Annotated in this window: 19 protein-coding genes; 7 read left to right on the top strand and 12 right to left on the bottom strand. The window is 63.8% G+C overall.

The annotated features are described in order from the left end of the window. Positions 1–18: 18 nt before the first annotated feature. Positions 19–675: a DsbA family protein gene (locus AB4Y82_RS07335; RefSeq protein WP_441602202.1), complete on the top strand. Its 657-nt coding sequence runs from the start codon at positions 19–21 to the stop codon at positions 673–675. A 10-nt stretch (positions 676–685) separates the two neighbouring features. After that, a complete protein-coding gene (locus AB4Y82_RS07330) occupies positions 686–1,048 on the top strand; it encodes a nuclear transport factor 2 family protein (RefSeq protein ID WP_441602201.1) in 363 nt (120 codons plus the stop codon). Between the two features lie 47 nt (positions 1,049–1,095). Here AB4Y82_RS07330 and AB4Y82_RS07325 read toward each other — a convergent pair whose 3' ends face one another. Next, positions 1,096–1,725 (bottom strand): response regulator transcription factor, encoded by a 630-nt coding sequence (locus AB4Y82_RS07325; protein ID WP_441602200.1) that lies wholly within the window; start codon positions 1,723–1,725, stop codon positions 1,096–1,098. 111 nt (positions 1,726–1,836) lie between these two features. Between AB4Y82_RS07325 and AB4Y82_RS07320 the strand changes: the two genes are divergently transcribed. The 4 genes from AB4Y82_RS07320 (at position 1,837) to AB4Y82_RS07305 (ending at position 4,820) form a co-directional block, all read left to right on the top strand. Further along, a complete protein-coding gene (locus tag AB4Y82_RS07320; protein ID WP_441602199.1) occupies positions 1,837–2,106 on the top strand; it encodes a hypothetical protein in 270 nt (89 codons plus the stop codon). Positions 2,107–2,201: 95 nt separating this feature from the next. Beyond that, the gene (locus AB4Y82_RS07315; RefSeq protein ID WP_441602198.1) at positions 2,202–2,489 is read left to right on the top strand and encodes a hypothetical protein; all 288 of its coding nucleotides are present in this window, start codon (positions 2,202–2,204) and stop codon (positions 2,487–2,489) included. Positions 2,490–2,669: 180 nt separating this feature from the next. After that, positions 2,670–3,782 (top strand): alkene reductase, encoded by a 1,113-nt coding sequence (locus AB4Y82_RS07310; RefSeq protein WP_441602197.1) that lies wholly within the window; start codon positions 2,670–2,672, stop codon positions 3,780–3,782. A gap of 108 nt (positions 3,783–3,890) precedes the next feature. Next, positions 3,891–4,820 (top strand): LysR family transcriptional regulator, encoded by a 930-nt coding sequence (locus AB4Y82_RS07305; protein ID WP_441602196.1) that lies wholly within the window; start codon positions 3,891–3,893, stop codon positions 4,818–4,820. 15 nt (positions 4,821–4,835) lie between these two features. Here AB4Y82_RS07305 and AB4Y82_RS07300 read toward each other — a convergent pair whose 3' ends face one another. The 5 genes from AB4Y82_RS07300 to AB4Y82_RS07280 all read right to left on the bottom strand — a co-directional run bounded on the left by AB4Y82_RS07300 (position 4,836) and on the right by AB4Y82_RS07280 (position 10,827). After that, entirely contained in the window at positions 4,836–6,164 is a 1,329-nt protein-coding gene (locus AB4Y82_RS07300; RefSeq protein WP_441602195.1) for an Nramp family divalent metal transporter, read from the bottom strand. Between the two features lie 133 nt (positions 6,165–6,297). After that, a complete protein-coding gene (locus AB4Y82_RS07295; protein ID WP_441602194.1) occupies positions 6,298–6,489 on the bottom strand; it encodes a hypothetical protein in 192 nt (63 codons plus the stop codon). Positions 6,490–6,630: 141 nt separating this feature from the next. After that, the gene (locus AB4Y82_RS07290; protein ID WP_441611198.1) at positions 6,631–8,103 is read right to left on the bottom strand and encodes an efflux transporter outer membrane subunit; all 1,473 of its coding nucleotides are present in this window, start codon (positions 8,101–8,103) and stop codon (positions 6,631–6,633) included. Between the two features lie 11 nt (positions 8,104–8,114). Further along, positions 8,115–9,695, bottom strand: a complete 1,581-nt coding sequence (locus AB4Y82_RS07285) for an MDR family MFS transporter (RefSeq protein ID WP_441602192.1) — start codon at positions 9,693–9,695, stop codon at positions 8,115–8,117. Beyond that, positions 9,688–10,827 (bottom strand): HlyD family secretion protein, encoded by a 1,140-nt coding sequence (locus tag AB4Y82_RS07280; RefSeq protein WP_441602191.1) that lies wholly within the window; start codon positions 10,825–10,827, stop codon positions 9,688–9,690. The genes AB4Y82_RS07285 and AB4Y82_RS07280 overlap by 8 nt, the downstream gene beginning before the upstream one ends. Before the next feature lie 97 nt (positions 10,828–10,924). Here AB4Y82_RS07280 and AB4Y82_RS07275 point away from each other — a divergent pair, with 97 nt between their 5' ends. Next, positions 10,925–11,626 (top strand): CerR family C-terminal domain-containing protein, encoded by a 702-nt coding sequence (locus AB4Y82_RS07275; RefSeq protein ID WP_441602190.1) that lies wholly within the window; start codon positions 10,925–10,927, stop codon positions 11,624–11,626. Positions 11,627–11,654: 28 nt separating this feature from the next. Here the strand turns inward: AB4Y82_RS07275 and AB4Y82_RS07270 are convergent, their stop codons facing one another. From AB4Y82_RS07270 to AB4Y82_RS07245, 6 genes are all read right to left on the bottom strand, one after another. Further along, positions 11,655–12,677, bottom strand: coding sequence for an amidohydrolase family protein (locus AB4Y82_RS07270; protein ID WP_441602445.1), 1,023 nt, complete (start codon positions 12,675–12,677; stop codon positions 11,655–11,657). Between the two features lie 13 nt (positions 12,678–12,690). Continuing rightward, positions 12,691–13,362 (bottom strand): 4-carboxy-4-hydroxy-2-oxoadipate aldolase/oxaloacetate decarboxylase, encoded by a 672-nt coding sequence (locus AB4Y82_RS07265; protein WP_441602189.1) that lies wholly within the window; start codon positions 13,360–13,362, stop codon positions 12,691–12,693. A 20-nt stretch (positions 13,363–13,382) separates the two neighbouring features. Further along, positions 13,383–14,852, bottom strand: a complete 1,470-nt coding sequence (locus AB4Y82_RS07260; protein WP_441602188.1) for a carbohydrate porin — start codon at positions 14,850–14,852, stop codon at positions 13,383–13,385. An 84-nt stretch (positions 14,853–14,936) separates the two neighbouring features. Continuing rightward, positions 14,937–16,217 carry a C4-dicarboxylate transporter DctA gene (gene dctA, locus AB4Y82_RS07255; protein WP_441602187.1) on the bottom strand — a complete coding sequence of 427 codons (1,281 nt, stop codon included), beginning with the start codon at positions 16,215–16,217 and terminating at the stop codon, positions 14,937–14,939. 61 nt (positions 16,218–16,278) lie between these two features. Next, complete coding sequence (locus AB4Y82_RS07250; protein ID WP_441602186.1) at positions 16,279–17,178, bottom strand: hypothetical protein; 900 nt, start codon at positions 17,176–17,178, stop codon at positions 16,279–16,281. Beyond that, positions 17,175–18,032, bottom strand: a complete 858-nt coding sequence (locus AB4Y82_RS07245; RefSeq protein ID WP_441602185.1) for an amidohydrolase family protein — start codon at positions 18,030–18,032, stop codon at positions 17,175–17,177. The genes AB4Y82_RS07250 and AB4Y82_RS07245 overlap by 4 nt, the downstream gene beginning before the upstream one ends. Positions 18,033–18,141: the final 109 nt, after the last annotated feature.

Raw genomic sequence — 18,141 nt, 5'->3', positions numbered from 1 at the left:
GCATTCGAGGCAGCAAACATGAAACTCATCCTGGTCGCCGACCCCATGTGTTCCTGGTGCTATGGCTTTGGCAAAGAGGTCACGGCGTTGCGCGAGGCCATCCCGGGCCTCGAGCTGGAGGTGGTCGTGGGCGGTCTGCGCCCCGGTGAAACCGACGTGATGCCGAGGCAGCAGCGCGTCGCACGGCTTGAGCACTGGTCGCGCGTGGAGGCAGCCAGCGGCCTGCCATTCAATCGCGAAGCCTTTCTTGCCAACGACCATCTGGTCTACGACACCGAGCCGGCGTGCCGCGCCGTGGTCACCGCACGACGACTGGCGCCTGCGATCGATCAGCTCGAGGTGCTGCGCGGCATCCAGCGTGCGTTCTATGTCGACGGGCGCGATATCACCAAGGGCGAGGTGCTCGCCGAGGTGGCATCTGCCGTCATGGGCGCGCTGGGTTTTGCAACCACGCCGGGGGATTTCCTCGCTGCCTGGCAATCGGCCGAGGCCGTGACGGCAACGCAGGAGGATTTCCTGCAGGCGCGTCGCTGGGGCATCTCCAGTTTTCCATCTTTGCTGCTGGAAGATGGCGATAGACTTTATAGCGTCGCGCCAGGGTATATCGACGCGCAGCAGCTGATCTCGCGGGTGCGCACCGTGACCGGTTCGCGCCTGGACACCAAGGTCGGATAAGGCGACGCGCATGACCCACGATCAGGCAGTACTCGAACTGGCCAACCGGTACCTGCGCAGCATCTATGAGGGCGACACGCAAGCCTTGCGCGAGGTGTTCCTGCCCGATGCGCGTGTCGAGGACCTGGTGACGGGCAGCTTCCGCTCGCGCACGGCCAGTCAATACGTGGAGGCTGTGGGCTCTCGTCAAAGCCCGCACGCGGCAGGCGAAGCGTTCACCATGAGCGTGCTGTCCATCCACGTGCTTGGCGACATGGCCACGGTGACGGCGGAGCTGCGTTTTCTCGGCAACCACTACTACAACGTGCTGTCGCTGCTGCGTTGTGATGACCGGTGGCGCATTGCGCACAAGCTGTTTGGCCCACCGGTGTGACGATCACTGCGTGCGATCGACGATCGGCAGGGTAAGTTGATGGTCGATCACCGACTGTGGTCGTGGGCTTCTCTTGCCGCATGCGCCTGCTGAAGCCTGGCATCCATGCGCACCAGCTCGGCCAGCGAGCCGGCCATCATCTTGCGCATCACCTGGCCGCGATGGGCTTTGACGGTGATCTCGCTGATGCCCAGTTCAGCGGCAATCTGCTTGTTGAGCAAGCCCACCACGACCAGCGCCATCACCTCCCGTTCGCGCCGGCTCAACGATGCCCGGCGCTGCTCGAGTACCAGGATGTCGAGCTCCTGCTCGAGCGTGGCGCGGCTGTGCGCGATGGCCTGGCGGATCGCCTCCAGCATCACTTCGTTGTCGAACGGCTTGGTGAGGAATTCCGCTGCGCCCGCCTTCATCGCGCGCACCGTCGTGGGAACGTCCCCGAATCCGGTGATGAAGATGATCGGCATGTCGATGCGGTCATGGCCGATGGCGTCCTGCACATCCAGCCCGTCGAGATCCGGCAACGATATGTCGAGGATCAGGCAGCTTGGTGCGAACACGCGCGGGCGCGCCAGAAAGGCCTGGGCGGACGCGAACGTCTCCACTTGCCAGCCTTCCAGGCGAATCATCGCCTCGAGCGCTTCGCGCACGGACAAGTCGTCGTCGACGACGAAGATCACGGGCGTAGCAGACGGGATAGGAGGGTGCGCGGAGTCCCGGTCCGGTGCATGGGGCGGGCGCATCGTTATCTCCGATGGCAGAGGCGCCCCTGTCGCGCGGTTCAAGATGACATGGGGCCGCAACCTGCACGGATCCGCACGTGGCTCACGCAGGCAATCGACGGCGGCTTCAAGTTGATGAGCACGACATCAATCGCCTGCAACCTCGGTTCTACGCTGCGTTCCATGCGTTTTCAATGTGATTATTTTCACTGTATCAAGAGTGAAACGCTTCTTGATCGGCAACGCGAAGGCAGATCGCCAGTCGCCACCGAGCAGTCGCGCTTCGACGGAAGGCTGTCGATGCAGCGCTTTCCAAGGCTTTTTTCCCGGGAAAAATGATACCCAGGTACAATCGACGGGCGTGCTGGATCGACTTACATTCACCTTCGGTTGGCCGGCAATCCGTCGGGGCCGACGTGCAAGCGCAGCGGTGAATGACTATGTATCTGGTCAAGCCACGCTCATCGTTCAATCCCATGCCGGTGCCTATCCGCTGGAGCAAGCCCAGCGGCAACTCGCGTGTCATCGACCGCGTGGGGCAATACCAGCTCCTCCAGTTGGCGCTGATGATCGAGCCCGACGAGATACGCATCTCGGAGTGGTGGCATCAGACGCCTATCGCCGAACTGGGCGGCGATACGGCCGATGCGCTGGTGTCGCAAGGCATGCAACATCTCGTTGAAGCCTTCCTGCTCGCCATCCTGTTCGGCGATCGCGGCTGACCCATCGGGCAGGGCATTCGCGGCAAAACATGGTCTTTAGCCCATGCCTGCCGTACAGGCGGCTGGTGACTGCGGAAATTTGTTCCTGAGTGTTCGGACCAGCGCGGACCTACAGTCCGCCATGGGGACACCCATCTGATGACTCGCCAGTGCTGGCGTCTTCCACAGGTGGTCCTTCCCATGAGCAACAAACTGTTTGAATCCACGAAGATCGGTCGCTACGCCGTGCGTCATCGCGTCGTGATGGCTCCGTTAACCCGCATGCGCGCCGAGCAGCCGGGCGATCGCCCTGGCGAGCTGATGCGCGAGTACTACGCCCAGCGTGCATCCCAGGGTGGCCTGCTGGTGTCCGAGGCGACCGTGGTGGCGCCCAACGGCGGCGGTTACCTGGGTTCGCCGGGACTTTATTCCGACGCGCAGATCCCGGGCTGGAAGCGCATCACCGATGCCGTGCATGCCAAGGACGGCCTGATCTTCCTGCAGCTGTTCCATGCCGGCCGCCAGTCGCACGCCGACCTGCAGCCCGAAGGCGGCGCGCCGGTGACGGCTTCCGTCGTCCCCTACGAAGGCGTGGCGTATACCGCCCAGGGCTGGGTGCCGAGTTCGCCGCACCGCGCGTTGAGCGAAGACGAAGTGCGCGACATGGTCGTGCAATTTCGCCATGCCGCCGAGCGTGGCCTCAAGGCCGGCTTCGATGGCGTGGAAATCCACGGCGCCAACGGTTACCTGATCGACCAGTTCCTGCAGGATGGATCAAACAAGCGCACCGACAGCTATGGCGGCAGCGTGGCCAGGCGCGCCCGGTTCCTGCTGGACATCACGCGCGAAGCAATCGCCGTGTGGGGCCGCGACCGCGTCGCCGTGCGACTGGGGCCCAGTGGTCGCTTTGGCGACATGCACGACAGCGACCCGGTCGCACTTTTCAGCCATGTGGCGAGTGAGCTCGACAAGCTTGGCATTGCCTATCTTCATTTGATCGAACCGCGCGTCAACGGCAACACGGTGGACGACAGCCGCGATCAGAATCCCGTGGCTGCGCGATTGATCCGCCACCATTTCAACGGGCCGATCATTGCTGCCGGTGGTTTCAACGGCGAATCGGCCGAGGCGATCCTGCAGGAAGGCAGCGCGGATCTGGTCGCGTTTGGCCGCGACTTCATCGCCAATCCCGATCTGCCGTTGCGCCTGGCCAAGGGACTGCCCTTGAACCGCTACGATCGCGACACCTTCTACGGTGGCGATGCCGCCGGATATACCGACTATCCGGCCCACGCCGAGTTGGCGGCGGCCTGATCTATCGCACCGGGGCCGGTCAGGCCGGCCTCGGATACCCGGATGCCGCTCACGCGGTATAGATCAGCGCATCCCTAGGGTGAAGCATCCATGCCAAGTGCTCCTGCCATGGCCACATCCACCAAAGCAGACACGGATTCGCTCGACAGTCTGAGCGCTTTGGCGACCTATGTGCAGGCGGCGGAAACGCGCAGTTTCACCCAGGCGGCTCGTGTGCTTGGCCTGACCGCATCGGCGGTGGGAAAGACCGTGGCGAGGCTGGAGGCCAGCCTGGGCGTGCGGCTGTTTCACCGCAGCACACGCAGCATTTCCTTGACGCCCGATGGCGAAGTCTTCCTTGAAAGCTGCCGCCGCGTGTTGTCGGAGATCGACAGCGTCGAACGCGAACTCGCCGGCAACCAGGCCTCGCCCCGTGGCAAGCTGAGAGTGAGCCTGCCGTATCTGAGCGGCCTGTTCGGCAAGGTGCTGGCCGGATTCATGGCCATGTATCCGGATATCGAGCTGGATCTCGATTACAGCGACCGCCTCGTCGATATCGTCAACGAAGGATTCGATGTAGCCATCCGCACCGGCGAGGGCGTGGATTCGCGACTGATCTCGCGCCGGCTTGGCGTTTATCACCTAGTGCTGGTGGCTTCACCTTCTTACCTTGAGCGTGCGGGCGTGCCGAAGATGCCTGGCGATCTCGCTGGGCATGCTTGCATCCATCATCGCTTTCCATCCACCGGCAAGCTCGAGCGCTGGCCGTTCCGTCAATCGGACAAGGGACTGGACGTTGTCGTGCCGGTGGCCGTGTCGGCAAGCACCATCGCGCCCATGCTCGAACTGGCCATCGAAGGTGGCGGTATTGCCTGCGTGCCGGATTTCTCGGTGACTGCAGCCATCGAGGCTGGTCTGCTTAAGCCGGTGCTGTCCGGGCAGCTGGAGTATCAGAACGTCTTTCGCGCCGTCTGGCCGTCGCACCGGCATATTTCACCGCGGCTGCGGGTGTTCCTCGATTACATGAGTGCTCACCTGTTTGCTGACGAACGCAAGTAAGCTGACGAGCGTCCGCTAGCTCTTGCCCAGCGTGGCAAACATCACGATCGCGGCCACTCCCATCACCACCGTCGCCAACCAACCGAAGCGCCGCAGCCAGCCGCTCACCACATGATTGCCCATGGTCTGCCCGCGGCTGGCGACGATCATGATCGCCGCCATCAAGGGCACGGCGCATACGCCATTGACGACAGCGCTCCAGTACAGCGCCTTGATCGGATCGATCGGGGTGAAGATCAAAGCGACGCCGCCCGCCATGGCGGCGACCAGGACGCCGTAGAACACCTTGGCATCCCCGGGCTTGTGCGCCAGGCCGTAGGGCGCATGCAGGGCGCCCGCCACGGCAAACGCGGTCGCGCCGGCCAGCACGGGAACCGCCAGCATGCCGGTGCTGATGATGCCCAGCGAAAACAGCGAGAAGGCGAAGCGGCCCGCGGCAGGCTTCAATGCCTGCGCGGCTTCAGCGGTCGACTGGATATCGGTCTTGCCGTGCGCATGCAGCACCGCCGCCGCGGTGACGATCATGAAGAACGCCACCAGATTCGAGAAAATCATTCCAACGCTGGTATCGATGGCGATGCGCTTGAGCGCGTCGGGCGCTTGCGCGTCGGCGTGCTTCAGTGGCTCGCGCTCATCGCTCTCGCGTATTTCCTCCACCTCCTGCGCTGCCTGCCAGCAAAACAGGTAAGGACTGATGGTGGTGCCAAGCACCGCGACAATCGCCGTGAGATACGCCACGTTCCATTGCAGGTGCGGAAGCAGGGTGGACTTGAGCACTTCACCCCACGGCACCTTGACCACGAAGGCCGTCGCCACATAGGAAAACAGACTCAAGGCCAGCAGCTTGAGGTAGGGCGAATATTTCGCGAAGGGAACAAACACCTGCAAGCCCGTCGAGATCAACGCCAGGACAACGCCGAACGCGACCGCGGAGCCGCCGACAAGCAACTGCAAGGCAGCGCCCATCGCGGCGATGTCCGCTGCGATATTGATCACATTGGCGACGATCAACAGAGACACCAGCGACCACACCGCGGAGCGTGGAAAATTGCGTGACAGGTTGTCCGCCAGGCCGCGACCCGTCACGCGACCCACGCGAGCGCTGATCATCTGTATCGCGATCATCAGCGGTATGGTCAGAAACACGATCCACAGCAGCGCGTAGCCAAATCGCGCGCCGACTTGCGAGTAGGTGGCGACGCCGCTGGGGTCGTCGTCTGCTGCGCCGGTCACAAAGCCCGCACTCAGGCGTTGCCACCACGCCTGGGATTTGCCGCTCTTGGATGCTGGCGCGCCGCCGTCTGCCAGCGGCTCCAGGATGACCTCGTCGCCCTCGGCACTCATGTGGTTGCTCCGATCATTCAAGGCATCGTGAGCCCGCATCTGTGACGTGGTGGAGAGTGCGAGGCCGGCGTTCGGTGAAGGGCGTCAGTGTCGCGACAGCGACGCCTCGTGCGTCGCCGCGCGTGAGTTGTTCTCAGTCGTCCTTCGGCGGCTTGGCCGGAATGAACGGAGACACCGGGTCACTGGCCGGAAAAGTTTCTTCCAGCGCTTCCTCATGGTTCTCCGATTCCTTCTTCTTGCGAGCCTCCCGCTCAGCCGGCGTTTCTACTTGTGCAGGCTGATGGTCGTGCGGATGAGGAACGTCTTTTCGATCTTTGCTTGACATGGGCAGCACCTGCGTCGTGCAGAACAAGGCTGCATGTTCCAGGGCGCCGCGTGACGCGAGTGCAGGACTTTTGTGAGCGTTTGGCTCGACACCTATGCGTGAGCGCGGCGTCGATAGCCTGGTGGTACATCACTGTCGTGCTTATTGCCAACCCAGCCCAAGACTCTTCTGCAATGACACAAAGTCCTTGAGCAGATCGGCCTGTCCTTCGATCAGGTTTTGTTGTGCAGTGAACTGCGTACGCTGGGTATCCATCAGGTCGATCAGCGAGGATGCGCCCGCGCCGTAGCGCTGATGCATCAAGCGCTCGGAGCGATTGGCCGATGCCTCGATCTGCTGCATGCGCGCCACGCTGTCGCGCTGGTGGCCGTAGCGGGACAGGGCGTTATTGGCGTCCTGCAGCGCGGCGAGCACGGTCTGTGTGTACGTCGCGACGGCTTCATCGCGGCCGGCCTCGGCTTGGCGGATGCTGCTGTGGGTGCGGCCGAAATCGAACACATTCCACTGCAGGTAAGGCACGCCCAGCCAGGTGAGGGCGCTCTTCTTCGCAAGGTCGGCAGGGTTTACGCCGGTGGTGCCGAGGAAGCCCATCAAGGTCACCTTGGGAAACAGATCGGCAGTGTGCTGGCCGATCTGCGCGTTGCTCGAGGCCAGTCGACGCTCGGCAGCGCGGATATCCGGGCGCTGTCGCAGCAGGCTTGCCGGATCATCGATGGGTACCGCAGCCGGCAAGATCGGGAGTGCGGTCGGCTTCGACAGTTCCTGGTCGAGCGCCCCCGGCGCCTGGCCGGTGAGCACCGCCAATTGATCGAGCGATTCGGTGATCTGCTCGTCCAGCGGAATCAGGGTCGCGCGCGTGTTTTCAACCTGAGTGGTCTGCCGCTCGACGTCCGCATCGGCGGCGACGCCGCGTGCACGGCGCTGCTGCACCAGTTCTAGCGTCTTCTGCGCGAGATCGGTCGACTGATTCGCCAACACCAGGCGCTGCTGCTGATCGCGCAAGCCGATATAGGCCTGCGCCACTTCGGCGGCCAACGACACCTGGGCATCGGCGAAGTCCGCCTCGACGGCCTGGGCCTGCGCCGATGAGGACTCGGTGGCGCGTCGCACGCCGCCAAACAGGTCCAGCTCCCAGGAGGCATCGAACGCAGCCGTATACAACTGCAGCGGACCACGCCCACTGGAGGTGTTCGTGCCCTGGCCGCTTTGCCCGTTGTTGTTGGACGACTGCAGCAGCGACAGATCCGGCTCGCGCACACGCACGGCTGCCGCGTCCACCGACAGGTTGGGCAGGGCTTTCGTGCGTTGTTGCAGCAGTTGCTCGCGCGACTGCCGCAGGCGCGCCTGTGCCGCCTGCAGGTTGGGGTTGTGTGCCAGTGCTGCGTCGATCAGCGCATTGAGCTGCGGATCGTTGAGCGTGGTCCACCACTGGCTGGGCGCGGGTGTAGTGGCGAGACCTGTCGTTGGTGCACGTACAAAGGCATTGCCATGGCTACCGGGTACATCGGGGGCGCCGCGGTAGTCGGGGCCGACCGTGCAGCCCGAAAGCGCCGTGATCGAGGCAAGCAGCGCCAGCAGCAAGGTGCGCGGCGCGCGCGATGGAATCGTAGTCATCACAAACATCCTTAGTGGCCCGTCGCTGCCGGCGCGTGGTAGCGGGGTGTCTTCAGCAGCAAGGCGAGCGGTATGCAGCAGAGCAGGGCCATGCCCAGCACATAGAAAATTTCCGAATACGTCATCACCAGGGCCTGCTGCTGGATCTGCTGGGCCAGTTGAGCCAGCGCACGCATCTTCGAGTAGGTCATGTCGCCGGTTTGCGCGAACCAGCTCGCTGCGTTGGCTGCCATACGATCCTGGCCGAGCACGGAATTGGCCGATAGCGATTCGCGGATGGTCGCCACATGAAAGGTGTTGCGCCGGTCGATGACGGTGCCAATGATGGCCAGGCCGATCGAGCCGCCCAAGTTGCGCGCCATGTTGTAGATGCCGGCCGCATCGCCTGATTCCTCGCGCGACACCGCCGCCATCGAAGCCTGGTTCAACGGCATCATCGCCAGCATCTGGCCGGCGCCGCGCACCAGCTGCGACCAGAAGAAGTCATCGCCGACGGACTGGGCCGTCAGGTGGATGTCGAGCATGCAGCTGCCCACGAAACACAGCAGGCCGGTGATCACCAGGATGCGGAAATCCACCTTGCCCAGCAGGCGCGGCAAGATCGGCATCATCATGAAGGCCGGTACGCCCGATACCAGCATGACCCAGCCCGACTGTTCGGCGTTGTAGCCCGCGATCAGGCCAAGGAATTGCGGAATCACATAGATCACGCCGTACAAGGCCGCTCCCACCACCAGCACGATAAAGATCACGCTGGCGTAGCGCGGGTTCTTCAGCAGGCTCAGGCGCATCACCGGCTTGGCGGCCGTGAACTGCGATATCGCGATTAAGACCATGCCGGCAAACGACAGCAGGCTGAGCCAGATGATCATGCTGGACTCGAACCAGCGCTCGCGCTGGCCTTCTTCCAGTACCACGGTCAGCGAGCTCAGTCCGATCGCCAATCCGAACACGCCCAGCCAATCGGCTTTTCGCAAGGCCTCCCAGTGCGGCTTGTCCGAAGGCAAACCGACGAGCAGCAGAACGATCAGGCCGATGCACACCGGCAGGTTGATGAAGAAGCACCAGCTCCAGCTGATGTTTTCCGTCAACCAGCCGCCCAGCACCGGGCCCAGCAGCGGACCGAGCAAGACGATCAGGCCGAACGCGGTCATGCCGATCGGCAGCTGCGACATCGGCAGGCGGCTGCGGATGATGGTTTGCGCCGTGGGGATCATCGCGCCGCCGGTGAGGCCCTGGCCGATGCGGCCGATGATCATCGCCATCAGCGTGGTCGAGATGCCGCACATCATCGAAAACAGGATGAACAGCACAGCGCAGCCGAGCAGGAAATTGCGCAAGCCGAACACACGGGTCAGCCACGCGGCGAGCGGGATGATCACGATCTCCGACATCAGGTAACCGGTGGAGATCCAGGTGCCTTCGGTGCCAGTGGCGCCGATTTCACCCTGAATCTGCGGCAGGGCCGAGTTGGTGATGGAGATGTCCAGCGTCGCCATCAACGCGCCCAGCGAGCCGGCCGCAACGGCAATCCAGTCCGCGACGCTGGCACGCTCAGGATGCGCGGCAGGCTGGGCGGCTGCCTCAGCCATGACGGCGTTCTGCGGATGCGACCTTGCCGTCCTCGTGCGCCTGACGCGTGTCCACCTTCACCGTCACCGACAAGCCCGGCACCAGCAGCTTGCGGGTTTGCTCGTCGGCTTCCAGGCGGATGCGTACCGGCACGCGCTGCACGATCTTGGTGAAGTTGCCGGTGGCGTTCTCGGGCGGCAGCAGGGCGAATTCCGCGCCGGTGCCGGGTGCAAAGCTCTCGACCACGCCTTGCAGCTCGGTATCGGGCAGCGCATCGACTCGCACGCTGGCGTGCTGGCCCGGGCGCATCTGGCCGATCTGCGTCTCCTTGAAATTGGCGGTGAGATAAACGCCTTCGATCGGCACCACCGTCATCATCCGCGTGCCGGGCTGCGCGTACTGACCCACGCGCACCGTGCGATCACCCACGCGCCCGGGCAGCGAGCTGCGGATCAAGGTGTCGTCGAGGTCGAGCTTCGATTGCCGCGCCGAGGCCTGGGCGGCTTCGAGTTGCGCGCGAGCCTGGGCGATCTGTGCGTTGAGATCGGCGATCTTTGCCTGTGCCTGGTCGAGCGCAGCGGTGTCGGCCGCCAGGGTCGCCCTGGCCTGGTCGCGGTTGCTGGTGAGCACGGACAGTTGGTCGCTGCTCTCGGCGCCGGTGGTGGCCAGCGGGCCGTAGCGGCGCACTTCGTCGTCGGCGTGGCTGCTGCTGATCTGGGCGGTCAGCTGCTGGGCCCTGGCCTGCTCGATCGCGGCGCGCTGCTGCAGGATGGCGGCCTGCGCCCGCTGGATATCCGCCTGGCGCGCATCGACCGTGGCCTGGGCCTGGTCGAGCGCCGCGCGGTACTGGCGTCCATCCAGGCGCACCAGTGGATCACCGGCCTTCACCGTGGCGTTGTCGCCCACGTAGACATCGGTGACATAGCCGCTGACTTTGGGCGCCACGGTCATGCTGTCGGCGCGCAGGTAGGCATCGTCGGTGCTCTGCATATAGCGGCCGACCACCCACCAGTAGCCCAGGGCCAGCACCCCCATGACGGCCAGGACGATGGCGACGGGCAGCAGAATCTTGCCCGCTTTGGAGCGGCGCGAGCTGGGGACGGTGGGATCTTTCTTTACTTCGCCGGGCGTGGAGCCGGAGGGGGCGGGCATGAGGGCGTGTCCAATATATTCCAGCTGGAAGATTTATTCCGATTGGAATAACTTTGTCAAATGTTATATTTGGCAGGAGCAAGCAGGAGAACCGTGCATGAGCCCATCCAAGCGTCCTCGGCACTCGTCGGCCGGAGGCTATGCGCGCGGCGATGAAACGCGCCAGCGCATCATCGACGCGGCCGTGGCCTTGTTCGGCGAGCATGGCTACGCGGGCGCATCCACCCGCGATATCGCGGCGGCGGCCGGCGTCAATGCGCCGGCGCTGCAGTACTACTTCGAGAACAAGGAAGGGGTTTACCGGGCCTGCGCCCAGTTCATCGCCGATGACATCCGTGGCCGATTCGAGCCTGCCATGCGACAGGCGGCAGGCATTTTGAAAGGCGAGGCCAGTGCGGCTGAGCTGATCGACGCCTTCCTTGGCATCCACGAGGTGGTGCTGGACATGGTGCTGACCGACAGCCAGGCATCCAAGCGGCGCCTGTTCATGGTGCGCGAGGTGGCGGGCGATGAGCCGCTGGTGGCCTCACAACTGTTGGAGCGGCGGCTCAAGCAGCCGTTGAACAAGCTGCGCCTGAGCTTGCTGGCGCGTATCACCGGCACGACTACCCGCGATCCGATCACGCGGATACGCCTGCTCACCCTCAAGGGCCAGATCCTGCCGTTCTTCCATCCTCCGGGCGCCTGCCTGGACGCCCTGGGGTGGAAGGAGATCGACGCCACCAAGGGCGCCATGCTCAAGGCGACGGTGATGGAGCAGACTCGCACCCTGCTGGAGAGCTGGCAGGTGCGGGGCTGATCGTCGGCGCGTTTGGCGCCTGGGCGGCTTACTTGCCGCGTGCTTTGAGCTGCGCGTCCAGCCGCGGATAAACGCGACGGACATTGCCTTCGTACACCTGGTGCCGCTCTTCGGCAGAGAGGTTCGCCGCTTCGATATAGCGGCGGGTGTCGTCGAAATAATGGCCCGTGGTGGGATCGATGCCGCGCACGGCGCCCACCATCTCCGAGCCGAACAAGATGTTCTTGACGTCGATCACCTTGAACAGCAGATCGATCCCGGGCTGGTGATATACGCAGGTATCGAAGTACACGTTCTTCATCACGTGCTCGCTCAGTGGTGGCTTGTTCAACATGTCGGCCAGGCCGCGGTAGCGGCCCCAGTGGTACGGCACCGCGCCGCCGCCATGGGGGATCACGAAACGCAGGCTGGGAAAATCGTTGAACAGGTCGCCCTGCAGGAATTGCATGAAGGCCGTGGTATCGGCGTTGATGTAGTGCGCGCCGGTGGCGTGGAAGTTCGCGTTGCAGCTGCCCGACACATGAACCATGGCCGGCACGTCCAGCTCCACCATCTTCTCGAAGAACGGATACCAGGCACGATCGGTCAGCGGCGGCCCGTTCCAATGACCACCGGATGGATCGGGATTGAGGTTGCAGCCCACGAAGCCCAGTTCGTTGACGCAGCGTTCCAGCTCGGCGATCGAATGCCTGATGGTGACGCCGGGTGACTGCGGCAGCTGGCATACGCCGATGAAGGTCTCCGGATAGAGCCCGACGACGCGCGCAATCAAGTCATTGCAATGGCTCGTCCACACCTGGCTGACAGCCTCGTCGCCCTGATGGTGGGCCATGGTGCTGGCGCGTGGCGAGAAGATGGTCATGTCCAGGCCGCGCTCGCGCAGCAGGCGCAGCTGGTTGGTCTCGATGCTCTCGCGAATCTCGTCATCGGAGATGGCGGGGTAGGCCGGCACGGGTTGCGACGGATCGGCAAAGTGCTTCAGCTGTGCGTCGCGGAACGCATCGTGGCCCTTTGGCGCGGTGGTGTAGTGACCGTGGCAATCGATGATCAGGGGGCGCGTTGTTTCAGACATAGGTGAGGCCCTTGCTGGCCAGGCGCTCGCGCATGTCGTAGATATCCAGGCCCAGTTCGCCTGCAGCCAGGCGCGCGCGCTTCGCTTCTTCGCGCGCCTCGCGCTCCTTCGCTTGTTCCAGTATCCGTGCGGCGCTGGCTCGTGGCACGACGCAGACGCCATCGTCGTCGGCAATCACCACATCGCCTGGGTTGACCAGGGCGCCGCCGCAGACCACCGGCACGTTGACCGAGCCCAGGGTTTCCTTGACCGTGCCCTGTGCATGGATGGCCCGGCTCCACACCGGGAAACCCATGGCAGTGAGATCGCGCACGTCGCGCACGCCCGCATCGATGATCAGGCCCCGGCAGCCGCGCGCCTTGGCCGAGGTGGCCAGCAGGTCGCCGAAATAGCCGTCTTCGCAGGGGCTGGTGGTGGCGGCAATCAGTAGATCGCCTTCGCGCAACTGTTCGATCGCCACATGCATCATCCAGTTGTCGCCGGGCGGCATCAGCACCGTGACCGCCGAGCCGGCGATGCGTGCACCGCCGTAGATGGGGCGCAGGCTGGAGTGCATCAGGCCGCTGCGGCCCTGTGCTTCGTGTGCGGTGGCGACGCCGACCTTGGCCAGGCCGTCAATGACGTTGGCGTCGGCACGTTCGATGTGGGTTACTACGACAGACATGTCTCATCCTCTTTCGAACATCAATCGTTGGCGGCGGCAGGCTTGAAGCCCATCAGTACGCCGATGTCCATGCGCAGGCCGATGGCATAGACCAGCAGGTTCTTCGGCAACACCGCGGTTTTCGGAATGGCGGAGTTGTCCGGGTGCACGATGTACTGCACGCTCGGCATCAGCTCCAGGCCCTTGACGATGTGGTAGCTGTAGGTCAGGTCGGCAGCCGTCTGGTGGCGGGCGTTCCAGCCGCTGCCGCCGAGCTTGGCGCGCTCCTCGGCAAGAAAGTCGCGCTCGGCCGTGGTCAACTCAAACTCCGAGATGTTGAGGCCGAGCGTGTCGTACGGACGCGAGGCGAACGGCCCGGTCATCACAAAGCCGGCATAGATCTGCTGGCGCATGATTTCCTGCTGCTCCAGCTGCTGCACCCAGCCGCCGAACACGTTGAAGCTGCGCGGCGAACTCGGATCCGGACGCCAGATCACCTTGTCGCCCATCAGGTAGATGCCGTCGCGCACGTGGTTATCGGTGGCAGCGGTGCCGCCCTTGATGCCCAGCGGCTGGCCGCGCGTGTTCATGTCGATGTCGGTCAGGGGAGCGGTGCTCACATAAGCGCCGCCCTTCAGCTCGAACGGAAACTGCTCCGTGCGCGGATCATTCTTCACCCAGCCGAATTCCACCGGCACGGTGTAACCGGTGGCATGTTCGATGCCCCAGTTCAGACCATTGCTGGGTTGCACGGTGGGATTGACTTCGAACGCACCGACGTCGACGTAAGTGTTCTCGGTGGTCTTGTACTTCACGTTGCCGCCCCAGGTCGCCGACGGCAGCAGGCTGAGGCCGGTTTCGGAAACCAGCATGCGCGGCTCGCCGCAGGTGTTGGCGGAGGTGAACTGGCAGTTCACCACCAGGTGGCCGAAGTACGTCGTACTGCCCAGGCGGCCGACCTGGATATCCAGCCTGTCGTCCAGGCCTTTGTACTCGTACGAGAACAAGCCCAGATGCCAGCGCGTATAGGGGTTTTTGTAGATGTATTGCTGCTTGGTATAGGTGCCGGTGACCAGCGCGTTGAGGCTCAGGCCGTAGTCGCGATAGACGGTGAAGTGGAAGGTGGACCCCGTCCATCCCCAGATCTTGCCCAGATCGAGATCTGCGCCGACGTAGAACTGGCCCACGTTATGGCTGCCCTGGGCGACGCCGCCGGTGGTGTTCTTGGCGAATTGATCCACCAGGCTGGCGCGGATGTTGACGCCGTCGTCGATCAGGTTCTGCACCCATGCCGCGCGAGGCAGGCCTGGCTCACGCGCAGGCGGCTGTGCGGGAGCGAGCGTGTCGGCCGGAGCGACGGCGCCTGGCTGCGCATCGGCCTGCGCGGCTGCATAGCCGTCGGCCCAGTTGGCGCCCGGTCCGCTGTCCGCCGTTGCCTGCGTGTCCTGCGCATGAGCGGCAGGCATCAGCAAGGCGGCGAGCAGACCAAGATACAGCGATTGACGTGTCATCGACCTTTTCATTGACAAACTCCTCCCCGCCGCGGCGCCGTCAGGTGCCGCGAGACACATGTTGTTTTGAAGGCCGACGTCCTGTTAACCCGCGTGTAGTTCTTTTTGTAACTGTTCGCGATCGACTGCCTGTTCCCAGCGGCCAACCACTACGGTGGCCACGCAATTGCCGACGATGTTCACGAACACAAAGCCCGCCGACAGAATGCGATGAACACCAAGAATCAAGGCGACGCTGCTGACGGGTATGGTCTTGGTCGCCGCCAGCGTCATGGTCAGGACCGCGATGGCCGAGCCCGATACGCCCGCGCCGCCCTTTGAGGTGACCAGCAAAATCAACAGCAGGCCCAGCTGCCCCTGCCAGCCCAGCGCGGTGTCGGTGGCCTGCGCCAGAAACACCGTGACTGCCGCAAAGTAGAGGCAGGTGCCGTCATGGTTGAAGCTATAGGCCGTGGGCAGCACCATGCCGACCACCGATTCGTTCACGCCAAGACGGGTCAGCTTTTCAGTCAGCTGCGGAAACACGCTTTCCGAGGAACTGGTGCCAAGCACGAGCACCAGCTCCTCGCGGATATAGCGCATCAGCTTGAGCAGGCTGAAGCCGCACACGTACGAAATCGGTGCGAGCACCAGCAGCAGGAAGGCCGCGCAGGTCAGCGCGAACACGCCCACCAGTTTCGCCAGCGGCAACAAGCTGGCGGCGCCGAACTTGGCGGTGGTGAAGGCGATCGCGCCAAATGCCGCGATCGGCGCAATCTTCATCACCTGGCGGATGATCCAGAACAATGCGAGCTGGGTGGCATCGACCACGCGCAGCACCGGCTGCGCTTTTTCACCAAGGCTGGCCAGGCCGCAGGCAAACAGCACGGAAAACAGCAGCACCTGCAGGATATCGCCGCGACTGAATGCGCCCAGCGCCGAGGTCGGCACGAGATTCGTAAGAAAGTCGCCAAAGCCCTGGGGTGCGGTTGCGACGTGGTCCGTCGCATCCATTCCCTGCTTGAGCGTGGCGAGGTCGACATGCATGCCCACGCCGGGCTTGAGTACATTGACCGCGACCAGGCCGATCACCAGCGCCACGCTGGTGACCAGTTCGAAATACACCATCGCCTTGAGCGCGATGCGACCCACCTTGCCCATGTCGCGCACGCTGGCGATGCCGTGCGTGACCGTGCAGAAGATGATCAGCCCCACCACCATCTGGATCAGGCGGATGAAGATATCGCCCAGCGGCTTCAGCGCGGCACCGATGTTCGGCCATACCACACCGACCAGCACGCCGAGCACGATGCCCACCACCACCTGGAAGGTCAGGTCGCGATAGAGCGGGTGCCGCTGCGACGTCAGATGGGTTTGGAGGTTCACCGGTCGGGTCATCTGGAAACTGAACTCTGGTAAGGGATCGCGTTGGCGCTATGGCGCAATGTCAGGCCGACTTGCCTTCGAGCAAAGCGTGCGCGGGACCCAGCACCTCGTCGAGGCCAAGCTTGCGCGGTAGCAGTGCCTGTTCCAAGCAGGCGTCGATGATCCAATCCAGGGGACCGGACAAGGCATCAAAGCCAGACAACGTCTTGCGCGGACCTGCGGCGGACACCTGCTGCCGGCCTTCGGCCTCCACCAGCAGGGCATAAGCGGCGCGCACGGCGTCCGGCTCGCGCCGGCAGGTCTCGGCACTGGCCGCGACCACATGGTTGATCGGCACAAAGCCGTGCAGCTGCGCCCAGGCCAGGTCCTTGGCCTTGGCATCGGCGATCACCGGTACATAGTCGTCGCCCTCGGGAAGATCATTGCCGAAGATCGCCGCGTCGATGTCGCCATCGTGCAGCATGGCCAGCAAGTCCTTGCCATGGGCAGGGTGTTCCACGAACGGCGGGTCCTGATACTGCGTGACATGTGCCGGATCGTGGGTGACCCAATGGATGTCAGAAGTTGCAAGCCCGGCATCCTCGACCAGGTGCGCGCGCACCCACATGCCCGTGGTCTGCGTATACGAACGCACGCCGACGCGCTTGCCGCGCAGTTGTTCAGGCTTGAGCTCGCCATGCGGGCGATAGGAAACCAGGCAGCCGCGCTGAAAACGCGAGGCAACCACCACGGGCAGCAACACTACCGGGCGCTGATAGGCAATCGCCTGCAGCGCCGTGACGATGGCCAGCTCCGAGATGTCGAACGCCGCCTCGCGCACCATCGGCGCAAACGCCTTGTGGATCGGGCTGATCTCGGTGAAGTCGAGCACCACGTGGTCACTCTTGAGCGTGCCGTTCTTCAGAGGTGTGGTCAGGGCCGTGGTCTTCAACACGGTCTGCAGATGGGCCGGCTGACTCATGCCGATACTCCCGCCAGCGCCGGATAGATGCGCTGGACCGTGCCGCCGAAGATCATCGCCTGCATCGGCGGCGGCAGGCTGGACAGCACATCGCGCGCCGTCGTCGCCAGTTCATGCAGCGAGCCCTCCGCAGCGGGGAAGTTGGAGCCCCAGGCAATGCGCTCGGCGCCAAACGTGCTCACCAGCTTTTCGAGGAAATCGATGGGGTGGGAGAGGCCTTTGGCTGCCGCCGCCAGCGTGCGATTGGTCAGCTTCAGATGCACGCCGTCGAACTGGGCCATCTCAAACAGCATCTGCGCCGCTTTGTACGGCACGCCATCGTCCAGGTCCGGGCGGGCGCAATGATCGAGCAGCACGCGCACACCAGGGAAATGCTCCAGCAACGTGCGCAGCGTCGGCAGGCCTTGCATGGTCATCTGCAGGCAGACAGGAATGCCTTTGCGTTCTGCATGCGCCCACGCCGGATAGGAATCCTTGTGGCCCAGCCAATCGGACTGACCGGGCATGGTGGTGCCGGTGGTGAACAGGCGAAAACCGTGCAGGCCCTGTGCTTCCCAATGATCGATCCGCTCGACCGCATCGGGCGCCAGCGCATCGATTGAATACACCCCGGTCAGTCGATCGGGATGAGCGCGCACCGTATCGACGACATAGCGGTTGTCGTGCCCGTACACAGTGGACGCCTGCACCACCACGGCCTTGGCAATGCCCGCGGCGTCCATCGCCTTGATCACGCCTGCTGCATCGACGGGACGCTGCTGCGACCACTCGGACTGATGGCCGCCGATCGGGTTTTTCGGGTAGGTGGTCGTGTCGGAGGCGATGGCGTGCAGGTGGGAATCGATGATCTTCATGGGCGCAGTCAGTTCACTATCGGCGTTCGCGGGGAAGGGCGTTTCTTTCTTGCGTCGCAACATTGGATAGATCAGCGAAAGTGGGGGGATCGGCGCCTTTTGATGCTGC

The organism is Dyella sp. 2YAF14 (assembly GCF_052114725.1).
Lineage (GTDB): Bacteria > Pseudomonadota > Gammaproteobacteria > Xanthomonadales > Rhodanobacteraceae > Dyella.
Note: the sequence above shows the minus strand (reverse complement) of the source record. Positions and strands in the feature narration are given on the sequence as shown.